16 protein-coding genes are annotated in these 17,953 nt (G+C 66.0%); 6 read left to right on the top strand and 10 right to left on the bottom strand.

Going from position 1 to position 17,953, the window contains the following annotated elements:
- Nucleotides 1-21: 21 nt before the first annotated feature.
- On the top strand, nucleotides 22-1,059 hold the full coding sequence (locus QSJ18_RS13230; protein ID WP_286326961.1) for an alpha/beta hydrolase: 1,038 nt from the start codon (nucleotides 22-24) through the stop codon (nucleotides 1,057-1,059).
- Here QSJ18_RS13230 and QSJ18_RS13225 read toward each other — a convergent pair whose 3' ends face one another.
- Entirely contained in the window at nucleotides 1,060-1,734 is a 675-nt protein-coding gene (locus QSJ18_RS13225; protein ID WP_286326960.1) for a winged helix-turn-helix transcriptional regulator, read from the bottom strand.
- Nucleotides 1,735-1,928: 194 nt separating this feature from the next.
- Here QSJ18_RS13225 and QSJ18_RS13220 point away from each other — a divergent pair, with 194 nt between their 5' ends.
- Nucleotides 1,929-2,774 (top strand): class I SAM-dependent methyltransferase, encoded by an 846-nt coding sequence (locus tag QSJ18_RS13220; protein WP_462476071.1) that lies wholly within the window; start codon nucleotides 1,929-1,931, stop codon nucleotides 2,772-2,774.
- 21 nt (nucleotides 2,775-2,795) lie between these two features.
- Here the strand turns inward: QSJ18_RS13220 and QSJ18_RS13215 are convergent, their stop codons facing one another.
- On the bottom strand, nucleotides 2,796-3,239 hold the full coding sequence (locus tag QSJ18_RS13215; RefSeq protein WP_286326958.1) for a MarR family transcriptional regulator: 444 nt from the start codon (nucleotides 3,237-3,239) through the stop codon (nucleotides 2,796-2,798).
- Nucleotides 3,240-3,418: 179 nt separating this feature from the next.
- Between QSJ18_RS13215 and QSJ18_RS13210 the strand changes: the two genes are divergently transcribed.
- Both QSJ18_RS13210 and QSJ18_RS13205 read left to right on the top strand, forming a co-directional pair.
- Nucleotides 3,419-4,879: an MFS transporter gene (locus QSJ18_RS13210; RefSeq protein WP_286326957.1), complete on the top strand. Its 1,461-nt coding sequence runs from the start codon at nucleotides 3,419-3,421 to the stop codon at nucleotides 4,877-4,879.
- Between the two features lie 95 nt (nucleotides 4,880-4,974).
- Nucleotides 4,975-6,348 (top strand): phosphatase PAP2 family protein, encoded by a 1,374-nt coding sequence (locus QSJ18_RS13205; RefSeq protein WP_286326956.1) that lies wholly within the window; start codon nucleotides 4,975-4,977, stop codon nucleotides 6,346-6,348.
- Between the two features lie 12 nt (nucleotides 6,349-6,360).
- Here QSJ18_RS13205 and QSJ18_RS13200 read toward each other — a convergent pair whose 3' ends face one another.
- The 7 genes from QSJ18_RS13200 to QSJ18_RS13170 form a co-directional block, all read right to left on the bottom strand.
- Nucleotides 6,361-6,909, bottom strand: coding sequence for a YceI family protein (locus tag QSJ18_RS13200; protein WP_286326954.1), 549 nt, complete (start codon nucleotides 6,907-6,909; stop codon nucleotides 6,361-6,363).
- On the bottom strand, nucleotides 6,906-7,979 hold the full coding sequence (locus QSJ18_RS13195) for an AraC family transcriptional regulator (protein ID WP_286326953.1): 1,074 nt from the start codon (nucleotides 7,977-7,979) through the stop codon (nucleotides 6,906-6,908). The genes QSJ18_RS13200 and QSJ18_RS13195 overlap by 4 nt, the downstream gene beginning before the upstream one ends.
- The gene (locus QSJ18_RS13190; protein WP_286326952.1) at nucleotides 7,976-8,575 is read right to left on the bottom strand and encodes a hypothetical protein; all 600 of its coding nucleotides are present in this window, start codon (nucleotides 8,573-8,575) and stop codon (nucleotides 7,976-7,978) included. Before QSJ18_RS13190 ends, QSJ18_RS13195 begins: the two co-directional genes overlap by 4 nt.
- A gap of 109 nt (nucleotides 8,576-8,684) precedes the next feature.
- Nucleotides 8,685-10,091, bottom strand: a complete 1,407-nt coding sequence (locus QSJ18_RS13185) for a glutamate decarboxylase (protein ID WP_286326951.1) — start codon at nucleotides 10,089-10,091, stop codon at nucleotides 8,685-8,687.
- A 49-nt stretch (nucleotides 10,092-10,140) separates the two neighbouring features.
- Nucleotides 10,141-12,105: a YhgE/Pip domain-containing protein gene (locus tag QSJ18_RS13180; protein WP_286326950.1), complete on the bottom strand. Its 1,965-nt coding sequence runs from the start codon at nucleotides 12,103-12,105 to the stop codon at nucleotides 10,141-10,143.
- Nucleotide 12,106: 1 nt separating this feature from the next.
- Nucleotides 12,107-12,874, bottom strand: coding sequence for an ATP-binding cassette domain-containing protein (locus QSJ18_RS13175; RefSeq protein ID WP_286326948.1), 768 nt, complete (start codon nucleotides 12,872-12,874; stop codon nucleotides 12,107-12,109).
- A gap of 553 nt (nucleotides 12,875-13,427) precedes the next feature.
- Nucleotides 13,428-14,150: a M15 family metallopeptidase gene (locus QSJ18_RS13170; protein ID WP_286326947.1), complete on the bottom strand. Its 723-nt coding sequence runs from the start codon at nucleotides 14,148-14,150 to the stop codon at nucleotides 13,428-13,430.
- A 377-nt stretch (nucleotides 14,151-14,527) separates the two neighbouring features.
- Between QSJ18_RS13170 and QSJ18_RS13165 the strand changes: the two genes are divergently transcribed.
- Entirely contained in the window at nucleotides 14,528-15,808 is a 1,281-nt protein-coding gene (locus QSJ18_RS13165; protein ID WP_462476070.1) for a hypothetical protein, read from the top strand.
- Complete coding sequence (locus QSJ18_RS13160) at nucleotides 15,805-17,142, top strand: lipase family protein (protein WP_286326946.1); 1,338 nt, start codon at nucleotides 15,805-15,807, stop codon at nucleotides 17,140-17,142. The genes QSJ18_RS13165 and QSJ18_RS13160 overlap by 4 nt, the downstream gene beginning before the upstream one ends.
- A gap of 13 nt (nucleotides 17,143-17,155) precedes the next feature.
- Here QSJ18_RS13160 and QSJ18_RS13155 read toward each other — a convergent pair whose 3' ends face one another.
- Complete coding sequence (locus QSJ18_RS13155; RefSeq protein ID WP_286326945.1) at nucleotides 17,156-17,932, bottom strand: SGNH/GDSL hydrolase family protein; 777 nt, start codon at nucleotides 17,930-17,932, stop codon at nucleotides 17,156-17,158.
- Between the last annotated feature and the right edge of the window lie 21 nt (nucleotides 17,933-17,953).

The raw sequence follows: 17,953 nt of genomic DNA, 5'->3' as shown, positions 1-17,953 counted from the left end.
CACCTGTCACATACTGGATCGGTGAACTCTCAGTCCTCGACCACCGGTCCCGCCTCGCTCGTCGCCATCGTCATGGCCGGTGCGCTCGCCGCCCTGTCGCTGGCCGGCAGCCTCGTCGTCGCAGGTCCGGCAGTCGCCGAACCGGAGTTCACCGGCAACGGTGCAACCCCGGCTGCCGCGCGAGCGCATATCGTGTCGAAGTCGAGCAACTCCGGCCGTGACCGGCTCGAGGTGTGGTCGGCCGCCATGGGCCGCAACATCACCGTCGAAGTGCAGCATCCGAATTCCGACGCACCTCGCCCGACCTTGTACATGCTCGACGGAGCCGAGGCACACGAGGACGAATCGGGCTGGTACGCGATGACCAACCTACAGTCGCTGGCCTCGGTGGAGAAGCTCAATGTGGTCACCCCCGTCGGCGACCCACACAGCTATTACACCGACTGGCGCGCAGTCGATCCCGGCATCGGCCGCAAGTTCATGTATGAGACCTTCCTGACTCGCGAACTACCCCCGCTGATCGATTCGACCTATAACGGCAACGGCCGCAACGCCATCGCCGGTGCGTCGATGGGCGGAGTCGCAGCCCTCACGCTGGTCGCGCGCCGACCGTCACTCTATTCCGGCGTGGCAGGCTACAGCGACTGCGCCAACGTCTCCAGCCTGCCCAACCAGCTGATGACCCGCTGGGATGTGGCCCGCGGCGGCGGGAACGTCGACAACATGTGGGGGCCGTTCAACGACCGGGAATGGGCCGCTCACGACCCCTATCTGCTGGCGGCGAACCTCCGCGGCAAGACGATCTACATGTCCTCGGGCAACGGCGTGCCGGGTAAGTACAACAACCTGCTCGCCGACCCGCTGGATGAAACCCTGGCCGGCATGATGGGTGAGGCGGGCTCGTCGTTCTGCACGCGCCAGATGAGTTCGCGGCTATCACAACTCGGCATCCCGTACACCACCAACCTGCGTCCCACCGGAACCCACAAGTGGGGGTACTGGCGCGACGAACTGAACGTGTCCTGGCCGATCCTGATGCGGTCGCTGGGGCTGCGCTGATCAGGCCGGTCGGGCCACTGCCGCGGCCGTACTCTGCCCGATCCAGCCGGGCACGGCACGACTGATCGCCGCGGGCGCGTCGATCTCGATACGGTTGTCGCGCAAGGCATCCTGCCAGCCGATGTCACCGCGCCAGATCTCGGTCAAGGTACGCAGATCACTGGCGATGTCGGCGTCGAGGTCGTAGCCGGGATCGAAGTCGCACACCTGCGGCCGGCCCGCGTCCACCACCAGCCACCAGGTTCCGGCCTTGCCGATGACGTCGTGGAAACGAAATCGAATCATCGTCCGGCGTCGAGGCCAGGCCTCGATCGGCATGCTGCGGTGGATATCCCACATCAGCAGATGCGGGTCGAGGTCGGCGTCCCCGAGTTCGCCGATCCATCGGGTCCCCCACACGCTCAGCGCCATCACCACCTGGTGCAGTTCCTGCCCCATGTCGGTGAGTGTGTAGGTCGACCGGCCACCGACCTCCGCACGGCGTATCACGCCCGCACGCTCCAGACCGCGAAGCCGTTTGGTGAGCAGCGCTGGCGACATCTTCGGCACACCGCGGCGGAGTTCATTGAAATGCCTACTGCCCAAAAGCAATTCACGCACTACGAGGATGGTCCAACGCTCGTCGAGCAGTTCCATCGCCTTGGCCACCGGGCAGAACTGGCCGTAGGACGTCATGACCTCACCTCCGCGCTTGCGTGGCACATCGCCGCCCGGCCGACATCCGGACGATTTCCAGTACACACCCGTCCACCGGCCGACACCAGTACAGAATCTGAACCACTACCGGTTCAGATGTTGGTCTGGAATCGGCGCCCCACGGCGCGGAGGCTGGAAGCTGCCATCAGTTACGACGACTCAGGAGCCTTGTCATGTCCACCCAGTCCTCCCCCTCCTCAACACCGCTGCACGCGGCGACCGCCGACGACGCCGACACCGAGCTGAAACGGCGGCATCGCACGATGTGGGCAGCCGGCGACTACCCGGCCGTCGCCGACGTCATCGCTCCGCTTGGTCGGCGGCTGGTCGACGCATTGACTCTCGGCACCGCCGACCGGGTACTCGATATCGCCGCAGGCGCGGGCAATGCCGCGATTCCGGCCGCACGCACCGGAGCGCGTGTAGTGGCCACCGATCTCACCCCGGAACTGTTGACCACCGGTGAGGCCACCGATAGCGGCGCGATCACCTGGCAGACCGCCGACGCCGAGCACCTGCCCTTCGACGACGACAGCTTCGACGTCGGGATGTCCTGCGTCGGAATCATGTTCGCCCCCGACCACCAGCGCTGCGCGGATGAACTCGTGCGGGTGGTGCGACCGGGTGGCCGATTCGGCCTCATCGACTGGACCCCGTCGGGCTTCATCGGCGAGATGTTCACGCTGATGAAGCCGTACGCACCGGCCCCGCCTCCGCACGCGCGGCCGCCGGTTCTCTGGGGTGACGAAACCCATGTACGCGGCCTGTTCGGCGACCGGGTGCTCGACCTTGACGCCACCGCCGAGGAACTGACGGTGGACCGATTCGCCGACGGCGCCGCCTTCCGCGACTTCTTCAAGGCGACCTACGGCCCCACCATCGTCGCCTACCGCACCATCGGCGACGACCCCGCGCGCGCTGCCGAACTCGACGCCGCGCTGGCCGATCTGGGCGACCGGCACCTGCGCGACGGCCGGATGAGCTGGGAATACCTGCTCGTCACCGCGACCGTCGCCTGACCGGCGACTCGAGCGCGACGGTCAGCGGATCGCCCCGGCAAGACGACGCAACACCTCGGCCGCGGCGACGGCCTCGGCCAGCAGCGCGGGGTCGGCCTGCCGTAGCCGCTGCGCCCAGTAGTCGTGCAACCGGTCCAGATTCGCCTCGGCGAGTTCGGTCGCAACGAGTTCGACGGACCGCCCGTCGCCGTTGGGGTGCTCGCGGACGACCATCCCGCGGCCCTCCAGGGCGCGGACCGCGGTGGAGATGTTGCTGCGTTTGAGGCCGGTGTCCTCGGCCAGCCGGCTCGGGGTGATCCGCGGCCTGCGATGCACCTGGCGGATGACGGCGACCTCGGTGCCGGTCAGCGGCAAGATCTCGCGGGCATCGGGACTTCGGGGGTCCAGCTTCGCGGCGAGTTCCAGGACGGTGTCGGCGAAATCGGCCAGATTCGGGCCGTCGGGCTCGGGAACACGGGTTTGCACAGGTCCACTCTAAGCTGTTACTAGCTATAGTTACATAACTAGAACTAGTTGGAGTACTGCCTGTGCCCACGACCCCCGGGGCGACCACGACCGCCGATCGCACTGCACCCAGACCAGAGCCAGACGGACATCGAACGACTCCGGCGCACACCGCACGACCCTGGGCCACCCTGATCGCGGTGAGTTTCGGCCTGTTCATGGTCGGGCTCGACTCCACCGTCGTCCACATCGCCAATCCGGCTATCCAGGCGGACCTCGGCGCCAGTTTCGCCGAGTTGCAGTGGATCATCAACTCCTACCTGCTGGCCCTCGCGGTGCTGTTGATCCTCGGCGGCAAACTCGGAGATCGCTTCGGCCGCAAGAAGATCTACCTCGGTGGCGTCGCCCTGTTCGGTCTGACCAGCATCGGCATCGGTGTCGTCGGCAGCATCGAGGGCGTGATCGCGCTCCGCGCACTCCAGGGCGTCAGCGCCGCCCTGCTGATGCCGCAGACCATCGCATTGCTCCGCGCGACCTTCCCCCGCGAAAAGTTCGGTATGGCCGTGGGCATCTGGGGTGGGGTGTCGTCCGTGGCGATCGCTGCCGGCCCACTCGTCAGCGGCGTGCTCGTCGAGCAGTACAGCTGGCCGTGGGTGTTCTACATCAACGCACCCATCGCGCTCATCGCGCTCATCTACGGACAGGTGGTCATCACCGAGACCCAGCCGATCAAGGCCGGCCGCTTCGACGTCGTCGGGGTCCTACTCCTCGGAGCATTTCTGTTCGCACTCGTCTTCGGCGTCGTGCAGGGGCAGTCCTGGGGCTGGGGTTCGGCCAAGACGATCGGCACCTTCGTCGCCGCAGCCGTCGCGCTGGCGATCTTTGTGCTGGCCGAGAACCGGATTCGCAATCCCCTCCTGCCGCTGTACCTGTTCCGGTCGACCGGGGTCAGCGTCGGCGGGGTGGTCTTCGTCGCGAACGTCTTCACCATCCTCGGGCTGACGTTCCTGGTCACCCTGTTCCTGCTCAACACGCTCGGCTACTCCACCATCGAAGCCGGGATCCGGATGCTGCCGTTGAGTGCCTTCTCCATTCCCGCCGCGCCACTCGGCGCCGCGCTCACCGCCCGCTTCGGGCCGCGCCGAATCGCCGCGCTGGGGTTGACCCTGATGGGCGTCGCCCTGGTGCTGCTCACCCAAGTCGAACCGGGATCGAGTTATTGGCTGCTCGCCGTGCCGTTCGTGATCCTGGCCTTCGGCTCCGGCTTCGCCATCCCATCGGGCGCCGACCTTATCGTCGGCGGCGCACCCGTACATCTCGCCGGCGTGGCCAGCGGCTTCCAGACCACCTGCATCCAGGTCGGCGGGGCGATCGGCACGGCCGTGCTGTCGGCCATTGTCGCCGCACGCATCGGAACCGCCACCGACGGACTCGACCTCCCACCCGGCACCGAGGAGGCCGCGGCCGCCGGGGTACCGCTCGACGGGGTGCCGCAGGTCAACGATGCGTTCATCAGCGGAATGCACATCGGCATGCTGGTCGCCGCAACGCTGGCCTTCGTCAGCGCGGCACTCACCCTCCTCGCGATTCGCGACGGCCGGCGACACGACGTCGCGACCGTCCTGGCGGAGACCGCCGAAGGGGAGGCCGGCCACCGCTGACCGGCTCTCGGCAGACGCTCCGGGGTCATTCCGCCCGCCGACATTCAGCCGACCGACATTCGGTGGTAACCATCTCGACGTTTACGCTGTGCTACGTGCTCGTCGAAGATCCGAAGACCTCATCGGGGCGGCGTGGGCTGTTCCCCTCGGTTCGGATAGTCGTCGCGCTGCTCGCAGTGCTCTCCCTGCTTATCGGTCTGCAGCTCTACGCACATCAGGAGTCGACGCTCGGACCGCTGGAAAGTCTGTGGCGTGACTACGCCGGCACACCGAAATCGATGACTCTGCCCTGGGCGGGTCTGCTGCTGGCGCTGGTCGGCGTGTCGTGGCGGCGGCGGCTGATCACGCTTGCCGCCGCCGTCGGGATCGACATCCTCTATCTGATCCCGCGGCTGGTGAACGGCGAGGAGTTCGCCGTCGGCAACGGCCCGGTGATCGCGCTGACCGGCCTGGTGCTGGTGGCCTGGCTGCGCTGGACCGGCGTGGAACGACGCAGTGCGCTGCATGCGGCCGCGCTCGGCGCCCTGCTGATCGTGGCGACCAAGGTCGGCGACATCTGGCTCGGCGTCACCATCCGCACCCAGGATCACGTGCTCGACGAATACGTGATGCTGGTCGATCACGCGTTGGCGCAACCGTCGTGGCTGGTCGGACGGCTGCTCGACGACCTAGGCCCGCACGTCACCTGGGTGTTGCACTGGGTCTACATCGAACTGCCCGCCGTCGCCGCGGTCGTCGCGGTGTGGCAACTGCGCAAGGTGGCGTCGTCGGGTCGCTGGCCAGGTCACTACCTGGTCCGCACCTTCCTGGTCCTCGGACTCGTCGGGCCGCTGTTCTATGTGCTGTTCCCGGTCATCGGGCCGATGTTCGTCTTCGGCGCCGACGGTGAGGGTCAACAGCTCGGCAACTTTTGGCCGATGGTGTCCCCACCCCTCGACCTCACCCCGACCTCGCTGCCGTGGGAAGGCGGGCCGCCGCGTAACTGCATGCCGTCCATGCACACCGCCTGGGCGACAGCGGTCTTCCTGCACAGCCGCCGTGACATCGACGGCACCAAGGCGCCACGATGGATTCGTTTCGTCGGCGCGTTCTGGCTCATCTGCACGCTGACCGCCACCCTCGGCTTCGGCTATCACTACGGTGCCGACCTCATCGCCGGCGCGGTGCTCTGTCTGACCATCGATTCCGCACTTCGTGATCCCCGGCGCGGCTGGGGCTGGTTCCGCATCCGCCTCGTCGCCGGAGGCGCCGTGCTGTTCGCGGCACTGCTGACTTCCTACCGATACCTGGCGCCGGTCTACGCCGACCACCCGATCATCGGCGGGATGCTGCTCGTCGGCGCGCTGGTCGCGCTCGCGGTGACCTACAAGGTCACCTGGTTCCCCCGCGACAATGCCGCCACCGACGCCCACGGCTCCGCGGACATCGACGTCGCCGATGACACCGTGTCGACGACCGTCACCCGCTGACCCGACGCCTGTTCAGTCGATCTTCGGCCGCCTGACGTCGATCCCGATGACCACCTCGTCGGCCACTTTCAGCGTGCCCATCGCCAGCGAATAGGGCTTCACCCCGAAGTCGGTCTGGGTCAGCCGTGTCTCACCGGTGACGTGCCATGCGGCGCCCTCATCGGCGACGTCGAGTTCGACGATCTGCGGCCGCGTCCGGCCGCCGATGGTCAGGTCACCGGACAGCCGGTAGCCGGAGCCGGTGGGTGCGATGTCGTCGGCGCGGTAGCTGATCTCGGCGAACTTCTTCGCGCCGAGCGACTTCAGCGCGTTGGTGCGTGCCAGCGCACGCTCCGGACCCGACATCGGTGTCAGACCGCCCTCCCCGGAAACCACCTCCAGCGAATTCACCACGACCGTCGCGACGACGGCGACCGGACGGCCGGCGTCCCAGGTGACCTCGGTCCGCCAGTCGCGCAGCACGATCCGCAGCCGATGGCCGGTGCGGGCGGCCGGCCCGGTGACGCCGGTGCGGATGAACAGGTCACCGTCTGCGGCACTGAAGTCGGTCGGTTCGGTCACATGCGCGAGCGTAGCGAATCGGCGGTCGCCGCAGAAGGGTCCATGCCGGCTTGCACCAGCTTCCGGTATTCGCGCGGCCCGACACCGTACTGCGCGCGGAATCGGTTCCGGAAGGTCGCCGCGCCCGGGAACCCGGCCGCCTGCGCGATCTCCGCGATCGACAGTCCGGGCTGGGAGATGAGCAGTTCACGTGCGGTCTCCGCGCGTCTGGACGCGATGAGCGCGGCCAACGACTCACCGGCCTTCTCGAAGTTGCGGTAGATCTGACGGCGGCTGACGTGCAGGTGGGCCGCGACGGTGTCGGGTGCGAAGTCCGGGTCTCGATGATGACGTTCGATGAGATCGCGCGCGGCCTCCTGAATGAACAGTGAGTCGTCCGCCAGGCGGTGCCGGCTATCGCTCTGCACTTCGGCCAGGGCTGCCGTGATGAGGTCGATGGCCGCGAGTTCGGTGTCCACCGGTGGGGCAGGCCGGCCCGCGATGGCGGTGTCGATCGCGAACCTGGTGACGAAGGCCGCGGCGGCGCGGGAGAGCACCGTGTCGGAGCCCACCGGACGACGCGCGCGTTCGGCGACGTGCCGCTGTCGGCCCAGGAGGTCGAGTGGGATGACCATGCCGACCGGGTCGGAGACCGCGTCGCAGTGGTGACGGTAGGGCACCGCGAGGTTGACGAACACCAGTTGTCCGGGCCGATACGTGTGCTTCTGCGGTCCCTGCTGGACCGCGGAGTAGCCGCGCAGGGTGTTGACCAGGACGATGAGATGGTCGTAGGGGCGTTCACGGACGAGTGCGGGCGTGCGTTCGAGTCGGAACGGCGTGTGCAACGTGCTGTAGGTGGAGCATTTCGTCAGCGTGCGGGTGTACATCATCGCGCCGAACTCGGCTGGGCGGTCGGCGCTCAACTCGACCAACGGGTTGTAGGTGGCCATTCCGTCCACCCCCGACCACCGCATATGCGGATCCCCGGCCTGCCCGCCGACACGGGCGCCGAGGCGGCCTCGCCACTGATTGACCAGATCGGGGGTGAGTCGTCTCTGCACCTGCTCCGGATGTCGCCCGGCGGCCGTCATGCCGGTGCCCCGTCGAGATGATGGTGGCGTGGCAGGACGATGGCCGAGGCGAGGAAGAAGCACACAGCTCCGATGAAGGTCGCGGTATTCGCGAGCACGGCGTCGACGGTGACCCCGGTGACGGTGACATAGGCGGCCACCGCCGATACCCCGAAGGCCACACATCCGATCCAATTGATCTGCAGCGACCACCAATCCGCGCGCCGTGGTGCCCAATAGGTGCAGTTCGCCCGGTAGAACGCGAGATAGGCCACTGCCCCGGATATCAGGAATGCTATCGACCCACCCGCGTCCGGCGTCCAGACCAGATGACGCTGTCCGGCAACGGTGTGAGCGGTGATCGCCGCGGTGGTACTGACGTTGAACATCACCGTGCCGAGCGACTGCGACACCGCCGTCAGCCACTCGGCCCGCACCATGCGGCCGGTGCCGTAGGCGACCTCGACCAGACGGGAACCGCTGCGTAACAACTGAATCAGACCTGCGTACGTGAAGAACCAGGCGCCGACGAAGTAGCAGATGTTGGACCCTGACGCACCCGCCCACTGGCCGAATCCGGGTGCCGACCCGAGCGCGAACAGCGCTGAACCGATCATGAAGCCCCAACACTGCTTCGTCGCCGTCGGGGTGAGGAGCCGAGAGGTTCGATCTCCCGCGATGGGGGTAGGCGTCATCTGCGCTTCGTCCGTCTGTCCGGTGGTCTGCTCAATGGTGGAAATGCGAGCCTTCGCCCTCGCGCGGCAACGGCGCCTCGAGGTTGTCGAGGAAGGTGACCTCGCCTTCGAGGTCCCGCAGCAACGCCGCGGCCAGGTCGCGGCTGAGGCCGGCCCGCACGACGATCCGCTGCACCGTCAGTGCCGCCAGGTCGTCGGCCATCGGATAGGCGGGCACCAGCCAGCCTTTCATCCGCAGCCGATCCGACAGGTCATAGAGACTCCACTTGTCGGTGTAGCCGTCTTTGAGTCGCCACGCGAAAACCGGAATGGTGTCGCCGCGGCTGACGAGTTCGAACGGTCCGATCTTCGCGATCTCGGCCGACAGATACTGCGCGACGTCCAACGAGCCCTGCTGGACTTGCCGATATCCTTCACGCCCCAGCCGTAGGAACATGTAGTACTGCAACAGCACCTGCGCGCCCGGTCGCGAGAAGTTCAGCGCCAGCGTGGGCATGTCGCCGCCGAGGTAGCTGCAGTGGAAGACCATACTGTCGGGCAGCGCGGCGGTGTCGCGCCACACGATCCAGCCCACACCCGGGTAGACGAGACCGAATTTGTGTCCGGAGGTGTTGATCGAGGCGACCCTGTCGATGCGGAAGTCCCACTCCAGTTCCGGCTGACAGAACGGCGCGATCATGGCACCCGACGCACCGTCGACATGGATCTTGACGTCGAGCCCGGTGTCGGCCTGGATCTGATCCAGCTTCGCGGCGATCTCCTTCACCGGCTCGTACATGCCGGTATAGGTCTGACCCATGATCGCCACCACACCGATGGTGTTCTCGTCCACATACTTCTCGAGCTCGTATCCGTCGAGAACGAGGTGGTCGGGCGAGATGGGCACCCAGCGCGGTTCGACCTCGAAGTAGTTGCAGAACTTCTCCCAGCACACCTGAACAGCGGTGGACAGCACCAGATTGGGCTGCTCCGTCGATTTCCCCTCAGCCTTGCGGCGTGCCTGCCAATGGCGCTTGAGTGCGAGTCCGCCGAGCATGCAGGCCTCCGACGATCCGATGGTCGAGGTGCCGATGGCATTGTCGACGTCCGGGTTGTGCCACAGGTCCGCCAGGATCCGCCAGCAGCGGTCCTCGATCGCAGCCGTCTGCGGATACTCGTCCTTGTCGATCATGTTCTTGTCGACGGTCTCGGCATAGAGCCGCCTCGCCTCGTCGTCCATCCAAGTCGAGACGAAGGTCGCGAGGTTCAGACGTGCATTGCCGTCGAGCATCGCCTCGTCGTGCACGATCTGATAAGCGGTCTCCGGCAGGATCTGCCCCTGTGGCATCTGGAATTTGGGCAACTCGGTCGCCTCACCCGGACGGACGAAGACGTTGTTGAGATAGATCGAGTCGGTGTTGTTGGTGGTCTGCCGGGCGTTGGAGTGCTTCTTGGTCATTCGTCCTTCTCCGAGTTGATGGTGTGGGGAGTTCGAGAGCGGATCGAGATCAGACCTCTACCGGGGGATAGAGCCGGTCCATGGTGTACTGCCGGTTTCGGCGAGCGGCCCATGTCGAGACCGCGAGGAACACCAGCGTGGCGACGGTCAGTACGGCGATCGCGATCCACAACCGGTGGTCGATGCCGCCCAGCGTCAGCTGTCGAAGTCCGGTGACCGTGTAGGTCATCGGGTCGACCCAGTGGATGTACTGGAAGGGTTTGGTGGTGGTCGGCACCGGGTAGATGCCACCGGCCGATGTCAACATCACCATCAGGAATGCCAGTGTCACAACGCGTCCCACCGCAGGACCGAACAACGCGTTGAACATTTGTATCAACGCGAGGAACACCGCCACCATGAGCAGCATGAACCCGAAGGTAGCCCATGGATACGCGGGTTCGAGGCCAACCGCGAAAACAACGACCAGGTAGAGGATCGCGGCCTGGAGCAGGCCGACCGCGAAGGTCGGTGCAAATGACGCAAGTACGACGCGCAACGGATGTAGTCCCTGCGCGATGGGCCGTGACTGCAACGGGGTGAACAACATCCACGCGATGATCGATCCGACGAACAGGGCCAGGCCGAAGAAGAACGGAGTGAAGCCGGTGCCGAAGGTCTTCGCCTCGTTCATGGTGTCTTCCTGCAGGGCGACGGGCTGAGCCAAGGTCGCCGCCAGTGCGTCGCGCTGTTGCTTGGACCACTTGGGGATCGCCTGCACACCCTCGTCGACCTTGGTGGCCAGTTGTTTGGTGCCCGCGGCGAGCTGGGTGGTGCCTGCGGCGAGCTCGGTGGCACCGTTGCTCAGTTCGACGAGCCCCGTACTGAGCTGGGTGGCACCCGAGCTGAGTTCGCCTGCGGCCGTGCGCACCGCGACGAGATCGTTGCGCAGACCGCCGTTCTCCACCAGCGTCAGCCCGATCCGCGCGGGACTCTGCGGATTCGCCAACGCCGTCGACAACGCGCGAGCGTCATCACGAACCTGCGTGAGTTCGTTACTCGCCTGCGGCCCCAGTCCCTCGGTGGCCAGGAAGCGTTTGGCCGGGGCCAACAACTCGGCGAGCCGTCGCACCGCCGGGTCAGGATGCGCACGCATGACGGCGACCGCGCCGGCGACCGCGGAACCGGCTTGGGACTGCGCCGTCGACAGCCCACCGAGACGATTGGCGACGGCCGCAGATCCGGTGGCCAGCCGCCGCGCGGTGGCGTCGAGCTGCGTCGCGGTCAACCCCGGCCCGCTGCCGTTGGCGAGCGCGTTGACCAGTGGATTGGTGGCGTTGGTCAGTGCCGTATCGAGACTGCTGAGGGCGCCGGCCAACTGTCCCGCCCCATTCTTCGCGGTGACCAGGTTGGTCGCCAGCTCCTGTGCGCCGGTATTCGCCGTGGCCATACCCGCATTGAGTGTGTCGACACCCTCCTTCGCTTCGGTCAGTTTGGGCATCAGCGCGTTCACGTCGTTGAGCACGATGTCAAAGGTCTGCGAACCGACCTGGGCACCAACCTTGTTCACCACCTGCTCGGCGGCGTCCTGCCCCATCACCGTGGACAGATAGTTGTTCGCGTCGTTGTAGGTGAAGATCAGCTGCGCCGACCGAGCATCGCCGGTTGTCGGCGAGGCGATTGCGGCGCTGAAATCCGCCGGCAGGGTGATCGAGAAGTAGTACTTGCCGTGCGCGACGCCGTCCTTGGCCTCGGCCTCCGAAACCACATGCAGATCGAGCTGTTTGGAGTCGATAAGGCCTTGCGCCACCTGCTCACCCGCGTTGAGGTGCTTCCCCTCGATGGTGGCACCGCGGTCTGCATTGACGATCGCGACCGGAATCTTGTCGACAGCATTGAACGGATTCCAGAATGCCCACAGATACAGTGCGCCGTAGAGCAGCGGCATCAGGATGATGACGATCAGGGCGAGTCTGGGCATGCGGCCGCGGTAGTACCGCTTGAAGTCACTGCCCGGCGAGAATGCGGCAAGCATGTCAGATCCGATCTTCTTCTTCGAGCTTCACGAACTCGGCGTCGGTGAGGTTCTCGACCTGGATGACGTCGCGGACAGCGCCCGCGCCCTTCGCGCCGTTGACGTCGGCGGTGACGACGGTCTGCGATCGACCGAGATCGATGAGTCGATCGAGCAGGATCGTGGTGTTCTCGTCTCGGGCCATCCGATCGATTCCACCCACCACCAGTAACGGTGGCCGCCTGAGATTTGCCATCGCGATTCGGAACAGCGCCGCGGTGAGTTCCGGAAGTTCCTCGACGTAAGCGCTCATCGGCGGCAATTCGAGGTCGCCGAAGACGGCACGGCAGTGCCGCTCCAAGTCGGCCGCCCGGGCCGGGCGTACCCATGTGTACCAAGGTGCGGCCCAACGCATCTGCTCGGTGAGCACATCACTGACCCGAATAGTCTGTTCGATGCCGTCCACCTCGTCGACATCGGCGATTGCTGCCCGCGAGAACAGATGGTTGGCGTCGCCCGTGCGACCGAAAGCGGTCAGTTTGCCCGACGTCGGACGCATTCGTCCGGCGAGCGTGAGCAACAAGGCGGTACGACCGCGCCCGCCCGAACCGGCGAGCACGGTAACCCCACCTTCGCGCACCCGCAGGCTGGTCGGTCCGTAGATGTGTCCCCAGCTGGCGCGAACCCCGATGCCCTCCGCGACGATCAACGATTCGGTCGGGTCTGATTCATCGGTCACCAACCCAAGCGGAGCGGTGTCGGTGTCCTCGTAGCCGTAACCACTGGTCATGGTCGTCCCGTCTGATCGTCACGGCGCGGTCTCACCATTCACCATGCGGTTGAATGCCGGATCCATAATCGGCATCGGCGGCCAGGCCGTTCTTGGCAGGAATGTAGCGCGCGATACTGAATTCTGTCGACACGTGAGGAAAAGGTCTTTCGACTCTGGAAAGGCGAGTCCAAGAGGATATTTCGGCTGTCAGGCGTTGCCGCCGAGACGAGCGAGAAACAAGGATAGCAAACACCTCACCATAGGAAAGGGGAATGTGTGAGCTGCGGACGATTCTGGCACTATTCGTCCCTTTCCTCGCGACAGGCCGGCTTCGGGGAGCGTGAAATCTGTGACAGGCGCACGGCACGAATTTGTGTCCGATTGGCACGATTCTTCCGACCGGCCGATGCGCCCTGTCCGAACCGCCAGGTTGCAGTAACGTTGCAACCGGCGGAAGTACCAGATGAATTGCGGCACAGCCGCGTTGATCAGGGCAATGCGTCACCGAGCCGGCAGGGGCGCGGCATCCTTCCTCAGCGCCTTACCGAAAGTTGCACGGACCCGACGATTCTCACGTCATCGGCACATCGACGACCGCTCGCCGGTCACCCGCACCCCGGCCGTCGAAGTGCCACCATTCACCGGAGTAGACGGTGAGGCCACCGGCCGACATCGCCTGACGCAGCCGCACACGCGCGGTTTGCGCCGACGGCGAGACCCCCGCCGTCGCATAGGCTCCCGCGCGCGGCGTGAAGGAGTCGAAGTCGGTCCCCATGTCGACTTGACACCAGCCGCCAACCCGCCGCGGCGCCGGACAGTTGGGGGTCCGAGCCGCGACTGTCACGTCGACCGACCGCCCCGACTCATGACTGCGCGAGTACGGCCCGGGTTCGGCCACCCACGCGGGATCGGGCACCTTCTCGAACATTTTCTGCTGCACCGAATGCGGCCGATAGCAGTCCCAGAACACCAGCACCTCGCCGCGGGCGCGCAAGATTCGTGCAGCCGTACTCAGGCCCGCTCCCATCGACCGATGGACGAGACAGCGGGCGTTCTCGGGGTACAGCCGCACGCCGACGAAATTGCGGGAGGTGGCATACCGCAGATCCAGCACCGCGTCGGGAACGACGGTCCGGACATCGATGAAGCCGACCGCGGCCGCCTGCCTGTTGATCGACCCCGACGGCGTCGCCGATGCGGTCGGCGTTCCGCACGGGGTTGCGGTCGCGCAGACGAGCGTGAGGGCCACCGCGGCGGCCGCAAGCCCCGAACGCAGAGCTGCTCGTAGACGCATCCTTGGGTTCTACCACGCCGTACCGCACCAGCCCGTTGCGGCGACCGTGAGCTGCACGGCCTGACGTCGGGGCCGCCAGCCGCATCCGACAACGTCTCAATATCCATTGATGTGATATCAGTCACCGCGGCCAGGCCTGTGATTCCCCTCACGAAAACAGCTCGGAAACGTCGCGCCGGAGGGCCGAAGTCGGACGCCCGAGGCCGGAGTATCCAGTTTTCGGCGAACTGCGGTGACCGCAATCACATCGGTTTACAAACCGGGGTCGCGTGTCCGGTCGGCCGACACGTAGTGTCCCAACTCGTTCGACCCTATGCGACAGATCCCCTAGTCCGTCTCATCGGGACTGGTTCTGTTCGAAAGGCACCCCCCTGTCTTTGTGTTCTCCCTTTACCCGCGTCCGCCGCCGAAGGCGTCTCATCGCGCTCGCCGCCCTCACCGCTACCGCCGTCCTCACACCACTCGCCCCGAGCATCACCCCGGCCGCCTCTGCGGCCTCGACACTCGATCGGGTCCTGGATCTGCCGCTCGTCAACCGTGACGCCGCGCACGGTCCCGGCGGCATCAATCCGGCGTTGCCGACCGATCCCACCGTGCTGAAACCACTGCTCGACGAAGCGCGGGCACGCGGGCTCGCCCCCACCTCCTACCGCGCGCTGCTACTCCAGTACTGGCTCGCCGACACCACCCGAGCCGCCGGGATCGACCTGGCGTCCTGGAATCCGCGGGCCGGCGTCACCGCCAACCGGGGCAATCTGATCAAGTCGTATCGCTTCTACGAGAACCTGCAGCTGAGCCATCGTGAGCTGCAGTGGGCCGGAATGGGTGGAATGGTCGGCGCCGACTTCGGTGGCGGCCTGCTCGACTTCGAACTCGGCACCAACGTCTTCGATTTCACCCGCCTCGCACCCGTCGCCAATGCGATTGTGCACGAGACGAATCGGATACTCGGACCGGCCTTCGTCGACAAGTTGCCGTCCGGACTTCGGGCGCTCGGACGGTTCGGTGCGACCATCACCGCCGCCGATCTCCGGCGCATCCAGGCCGACATCCTGGTGATGCAGAAGAACATCTTCACCGACCTGATGCCGATGCATCGGGCGTATGTCACCGCAGGTATGCCCGCATTGGTGGAGATGCGCGACGCCGGACTGTACAACGACGAGATCCTCGCCGCCTGGCGCAACATCGCGGGCAAGACGCCCGACGGTGTTGCCGCGGGCAACTCCCGGCTCCTTCGCCGCGAACAGGGTGAAGTCGTCAAGGACCAATGGAATGCCGTGCGCCACTACAAGGGTGACGTCGGCGAGGCCATGACCTACGCGACCACCCTGGCGGGGTCACCCTCCGTCGCCGGCGTGCCGGCGCCGCGTTCCTACAACTCGCTCACGATGCGCGGCACCGCCCCCGACGGTCGGCGCGTCGAGCTGACCCTGCCGCTGCCCGACTGGAACTGGTCGGTCTTCGACGATCGATGGTCCTACATCAGTTCCCAGCTGCTGCCCAGCTATCGCCGTCTGATCGAACGTGACTGGCCCGGTCTGCGCGCCCAACTCGAAATCCCGTACGAACGCCAGATCGAGAGCCATCGGCCGATCTGGAATATCATGCCGACCCTCCAGTCGGCGCTGGCGACGCTGAAGGTTGAGGTTCGATGAAACGCCTGCTCACCACCCTCACCGCCGCACTGGTGGCGGCCGCGCTCACCGGCGCCGTGGCCGGGCCCGCGACGGCCTCCCCACCCAACCGCACTCCGTCGCTCGGCGAAGTGTTCACCGGGTACACGCTGGGCACCTTCCGCGACGGCCGGATGGCGAGCCCCGAGGAGATCCTCAAGCCGCTGCTCCCCGACGACCCGTTCTATCGGGAACCCACCCTGACCGGTACGGAGAAGCCTGGCACCCTCCTGAAGGCGCAGCGGGTCGCCGTCCAGTTCACCGGGTTCCGGCCCGGCAATCTCGATGCGTACAAGACGATGTTCGTGACCCGCACGCGGACCGGCGAACCGGACATCAGCACCGGCCTGATCATGATCCCGCGCGACGGCAAGCAGAACTCGACGCGCAAGATCATCGGCTACCAATTCGCCAATGACAGCGTCGGCGGCTACTGCCATCCGTCGGGCATGATGACCGGCTCCGATCCGCTCGACGGCGCGTCGTGGTCGGCGCTGGGCCCGCTCGCCCTGATGTTCAACAAGGGCTATGCGGTGGTGATCTCCGATGTGGGCAACAACGGCGACACCTCGCCGCACGGGGTCTTCGCAGGCAAGTACAACGCCCGGACCACCCTCGACGGTCTGCGGGCGGCGTTGAGCGTCGACCAGGCGCACCTGTCGAAGACCGCGCCGATCGGACTGTTCGGCATCGCCGGTGGCGGGGTCGGCATCGGTTTCGCCAGCGAGCTCAAGGACAGCTACGCACCCGAGCTGAATATTCGCTCGGCCGTGCTGGAGGGACAGGTCGTGAACTACAAGAACTTCATCCGCACCTCCGACGGGTCGGTGGGTTCGGGGTTCGCGATCGCGACCCTGCTGGGCCTGGAACCGTCCTATCCGGAGATGAAGATCAACGAGAAGCTGACCCCGGCCGGACGGGCGATCGCCGACTACTACCGCGGCCAGTGTCAGAGCCCGGGCTACTTCACCCTGCCCTTCGTACCGCTCAACACCCTGTTCACCAGCGGTCAGCACCCGGCGGACATCGCCGACTTCCAGCACGCATACCGCGACAACATCATGGGTCGCGGAACCCCGGGCAAGGGCATCCGGACGCTGATCGCATCCTGTGTCGCCGACGACTCGCCGATGTCGTTGGTACCGGCCGAGGATTCGCGGAAACTGGTGCGGCAGTGGCGTGGTCGCGGAGCGAAGGTCGACTACCAGCCGACGAACTGCAGCATGGTCCAGTTCATCACCAACATCTACGGTTGGGGAACCGACCTGCTCGGGATGCAGACCATCGACTGGCTCGACGCCCACACGCGCAACTGAATCACGTAGAGAGTCAACGGAGGCCGATCCCGACGACCGGACCGAGTTCCGGCCGTTTGGGATCGCGTCCGTCTCCCAGCGACACCCCACGAATCTTGCGGATCGCCCACGGAGTGAAAAACTGTACCGCCCAGCGCATATCGCGGACGGCCGCCGAAATCGGGTGAGGCGCCTCGACCGGCGGCAGCGGCGCACCCCAGTCCGCGTCGCTGTCGGGCAGTCCCAGCGCATGGGCGGCGCCGTCGGCGAAACGCTGGTGCCCGAACGGCGAAGCGTGCAGCCGATCCGTGGACCACGAGCGCAGGTCGACCAGCACCGGCGCCGCATGCAGGTCGACGAGGACGAAGCCGTATTCGGCGGCGAAATCACGCATCATCTGGTTCAACGCCAACAGCCGCGCTTCTTTGCGTGCGGCAAAAGGGATGGTGCGCACCATATTCGGGAAGGTCGACACCACGACGGTCGCGCCGGCCCCGGCCAGTCGCCGATAGATGAGATCGAGGTCAGCATGTACTTCGGCGAGATCACCATTGCCGATCACGTCGTTCATGCCGAGCGGTGCGGCAATCAGATCCGGCCGCAAAGCCAGCGCGGGTTCGAGTTGGTCGTCGAGGATCTGGCGGGTGCGCTTGCCGCGGATCGCCAGATTCGCATACTGCAGCTCTGGGTTGAGGGCCGCCATCCGCTCGGCGAGCCGATCGGCCCAGCCCCGGAATTCGTAGGACGGGTGTGGATCTCCGAGGCCCTCTGTCTGACTGTCGCCGATGGCGACGAACCGCGTGTACTGCACGAATGCATGATAGGGCGCCCG

The sequence above is a fragment of the Gordonia heveisoli genome (genome assembly GCF_030315745.1).
Classification (GTDB): domain Bacteria; phylum Actinomycetota; class Actinomycetes; order Mycobacteriales; family Mycobacteriaceae; genus Gordonia.
The sequence above is the reverse complement of the archived record's forward strand: the minus strand, read 5'-3'. Positions and strand labels throughout refer to the sequence as shown.

Excerpts from the sequence above, each read along its gene's own strand:
- QSJ18_RS13170 (WP_286326947.1), bottom strand. The coding sequence starts at position 14,150 with ATGCGTCTACGAGCAGCTCTGCGTTCGGGGCTTGCGGCCGCCGCGGTG.
- QSJ18_RS13175 (WP_286326948.1), bottom strand. The coding sequence starts at position 12,874 with ATGACCAGTGGTTACGGCTACGAGGACACCGACACCGCTCCGCTTGGG.
- QSJ18_RS13220 (WP_462476071.1), top strand. The coding sequence starts at position 1,929 with ATGTCCACCCAGTCCTCCCCCTCCTCAACACCGCTGCACGCGGCGACC.
- QSJ18_RS13160 (WP_286326946.1), top strand. The coding sequence starts at position 15,805 with ATGAAACGCCTGCTCACCACCCTCACCGCCGCACTGGTGGCGGCCGCG.
- QSJ18_RS13190 (WP_286326952.1), bottom strand. The coding sequence starts at position 8,575 with ATGATCGGTTCAGCGCTGTTCGCGCTCGGGTCGGCACCCGGATTCGGC.
- QSJ18_RS13185 (WP_286326951.1), bottom strand. The coding sequence starts at position 10,091 with ATGACCAAGAAGCACTCCAACGCCCGGCAGACCACCAACAACACCGAC.
- QSJ18_RS13225 (WP_286326960.1), bottom strand. The coding sequence starts at position 1,734 with ATGACGTCCTACGGCCAGTTCTGCCCGGTGGCCAAGGCGATGGAACTG.
- QSJ18_RS13195 (WP_286326953.1), bottom strand. The coding sequence starts at position 7,979 with ATGACGGCCGCCGGGCGACATCCGGAGCAGGTGCAGAGACGACTCACC.
- QSJ18_RS13180 (WP_286326950.1), bottom strand. The coding sequence starts at position 12,105 with ATGCTTGCCGCATTCTCGCCGGGCAGTGACTTCAAGCGGTACTACCGC.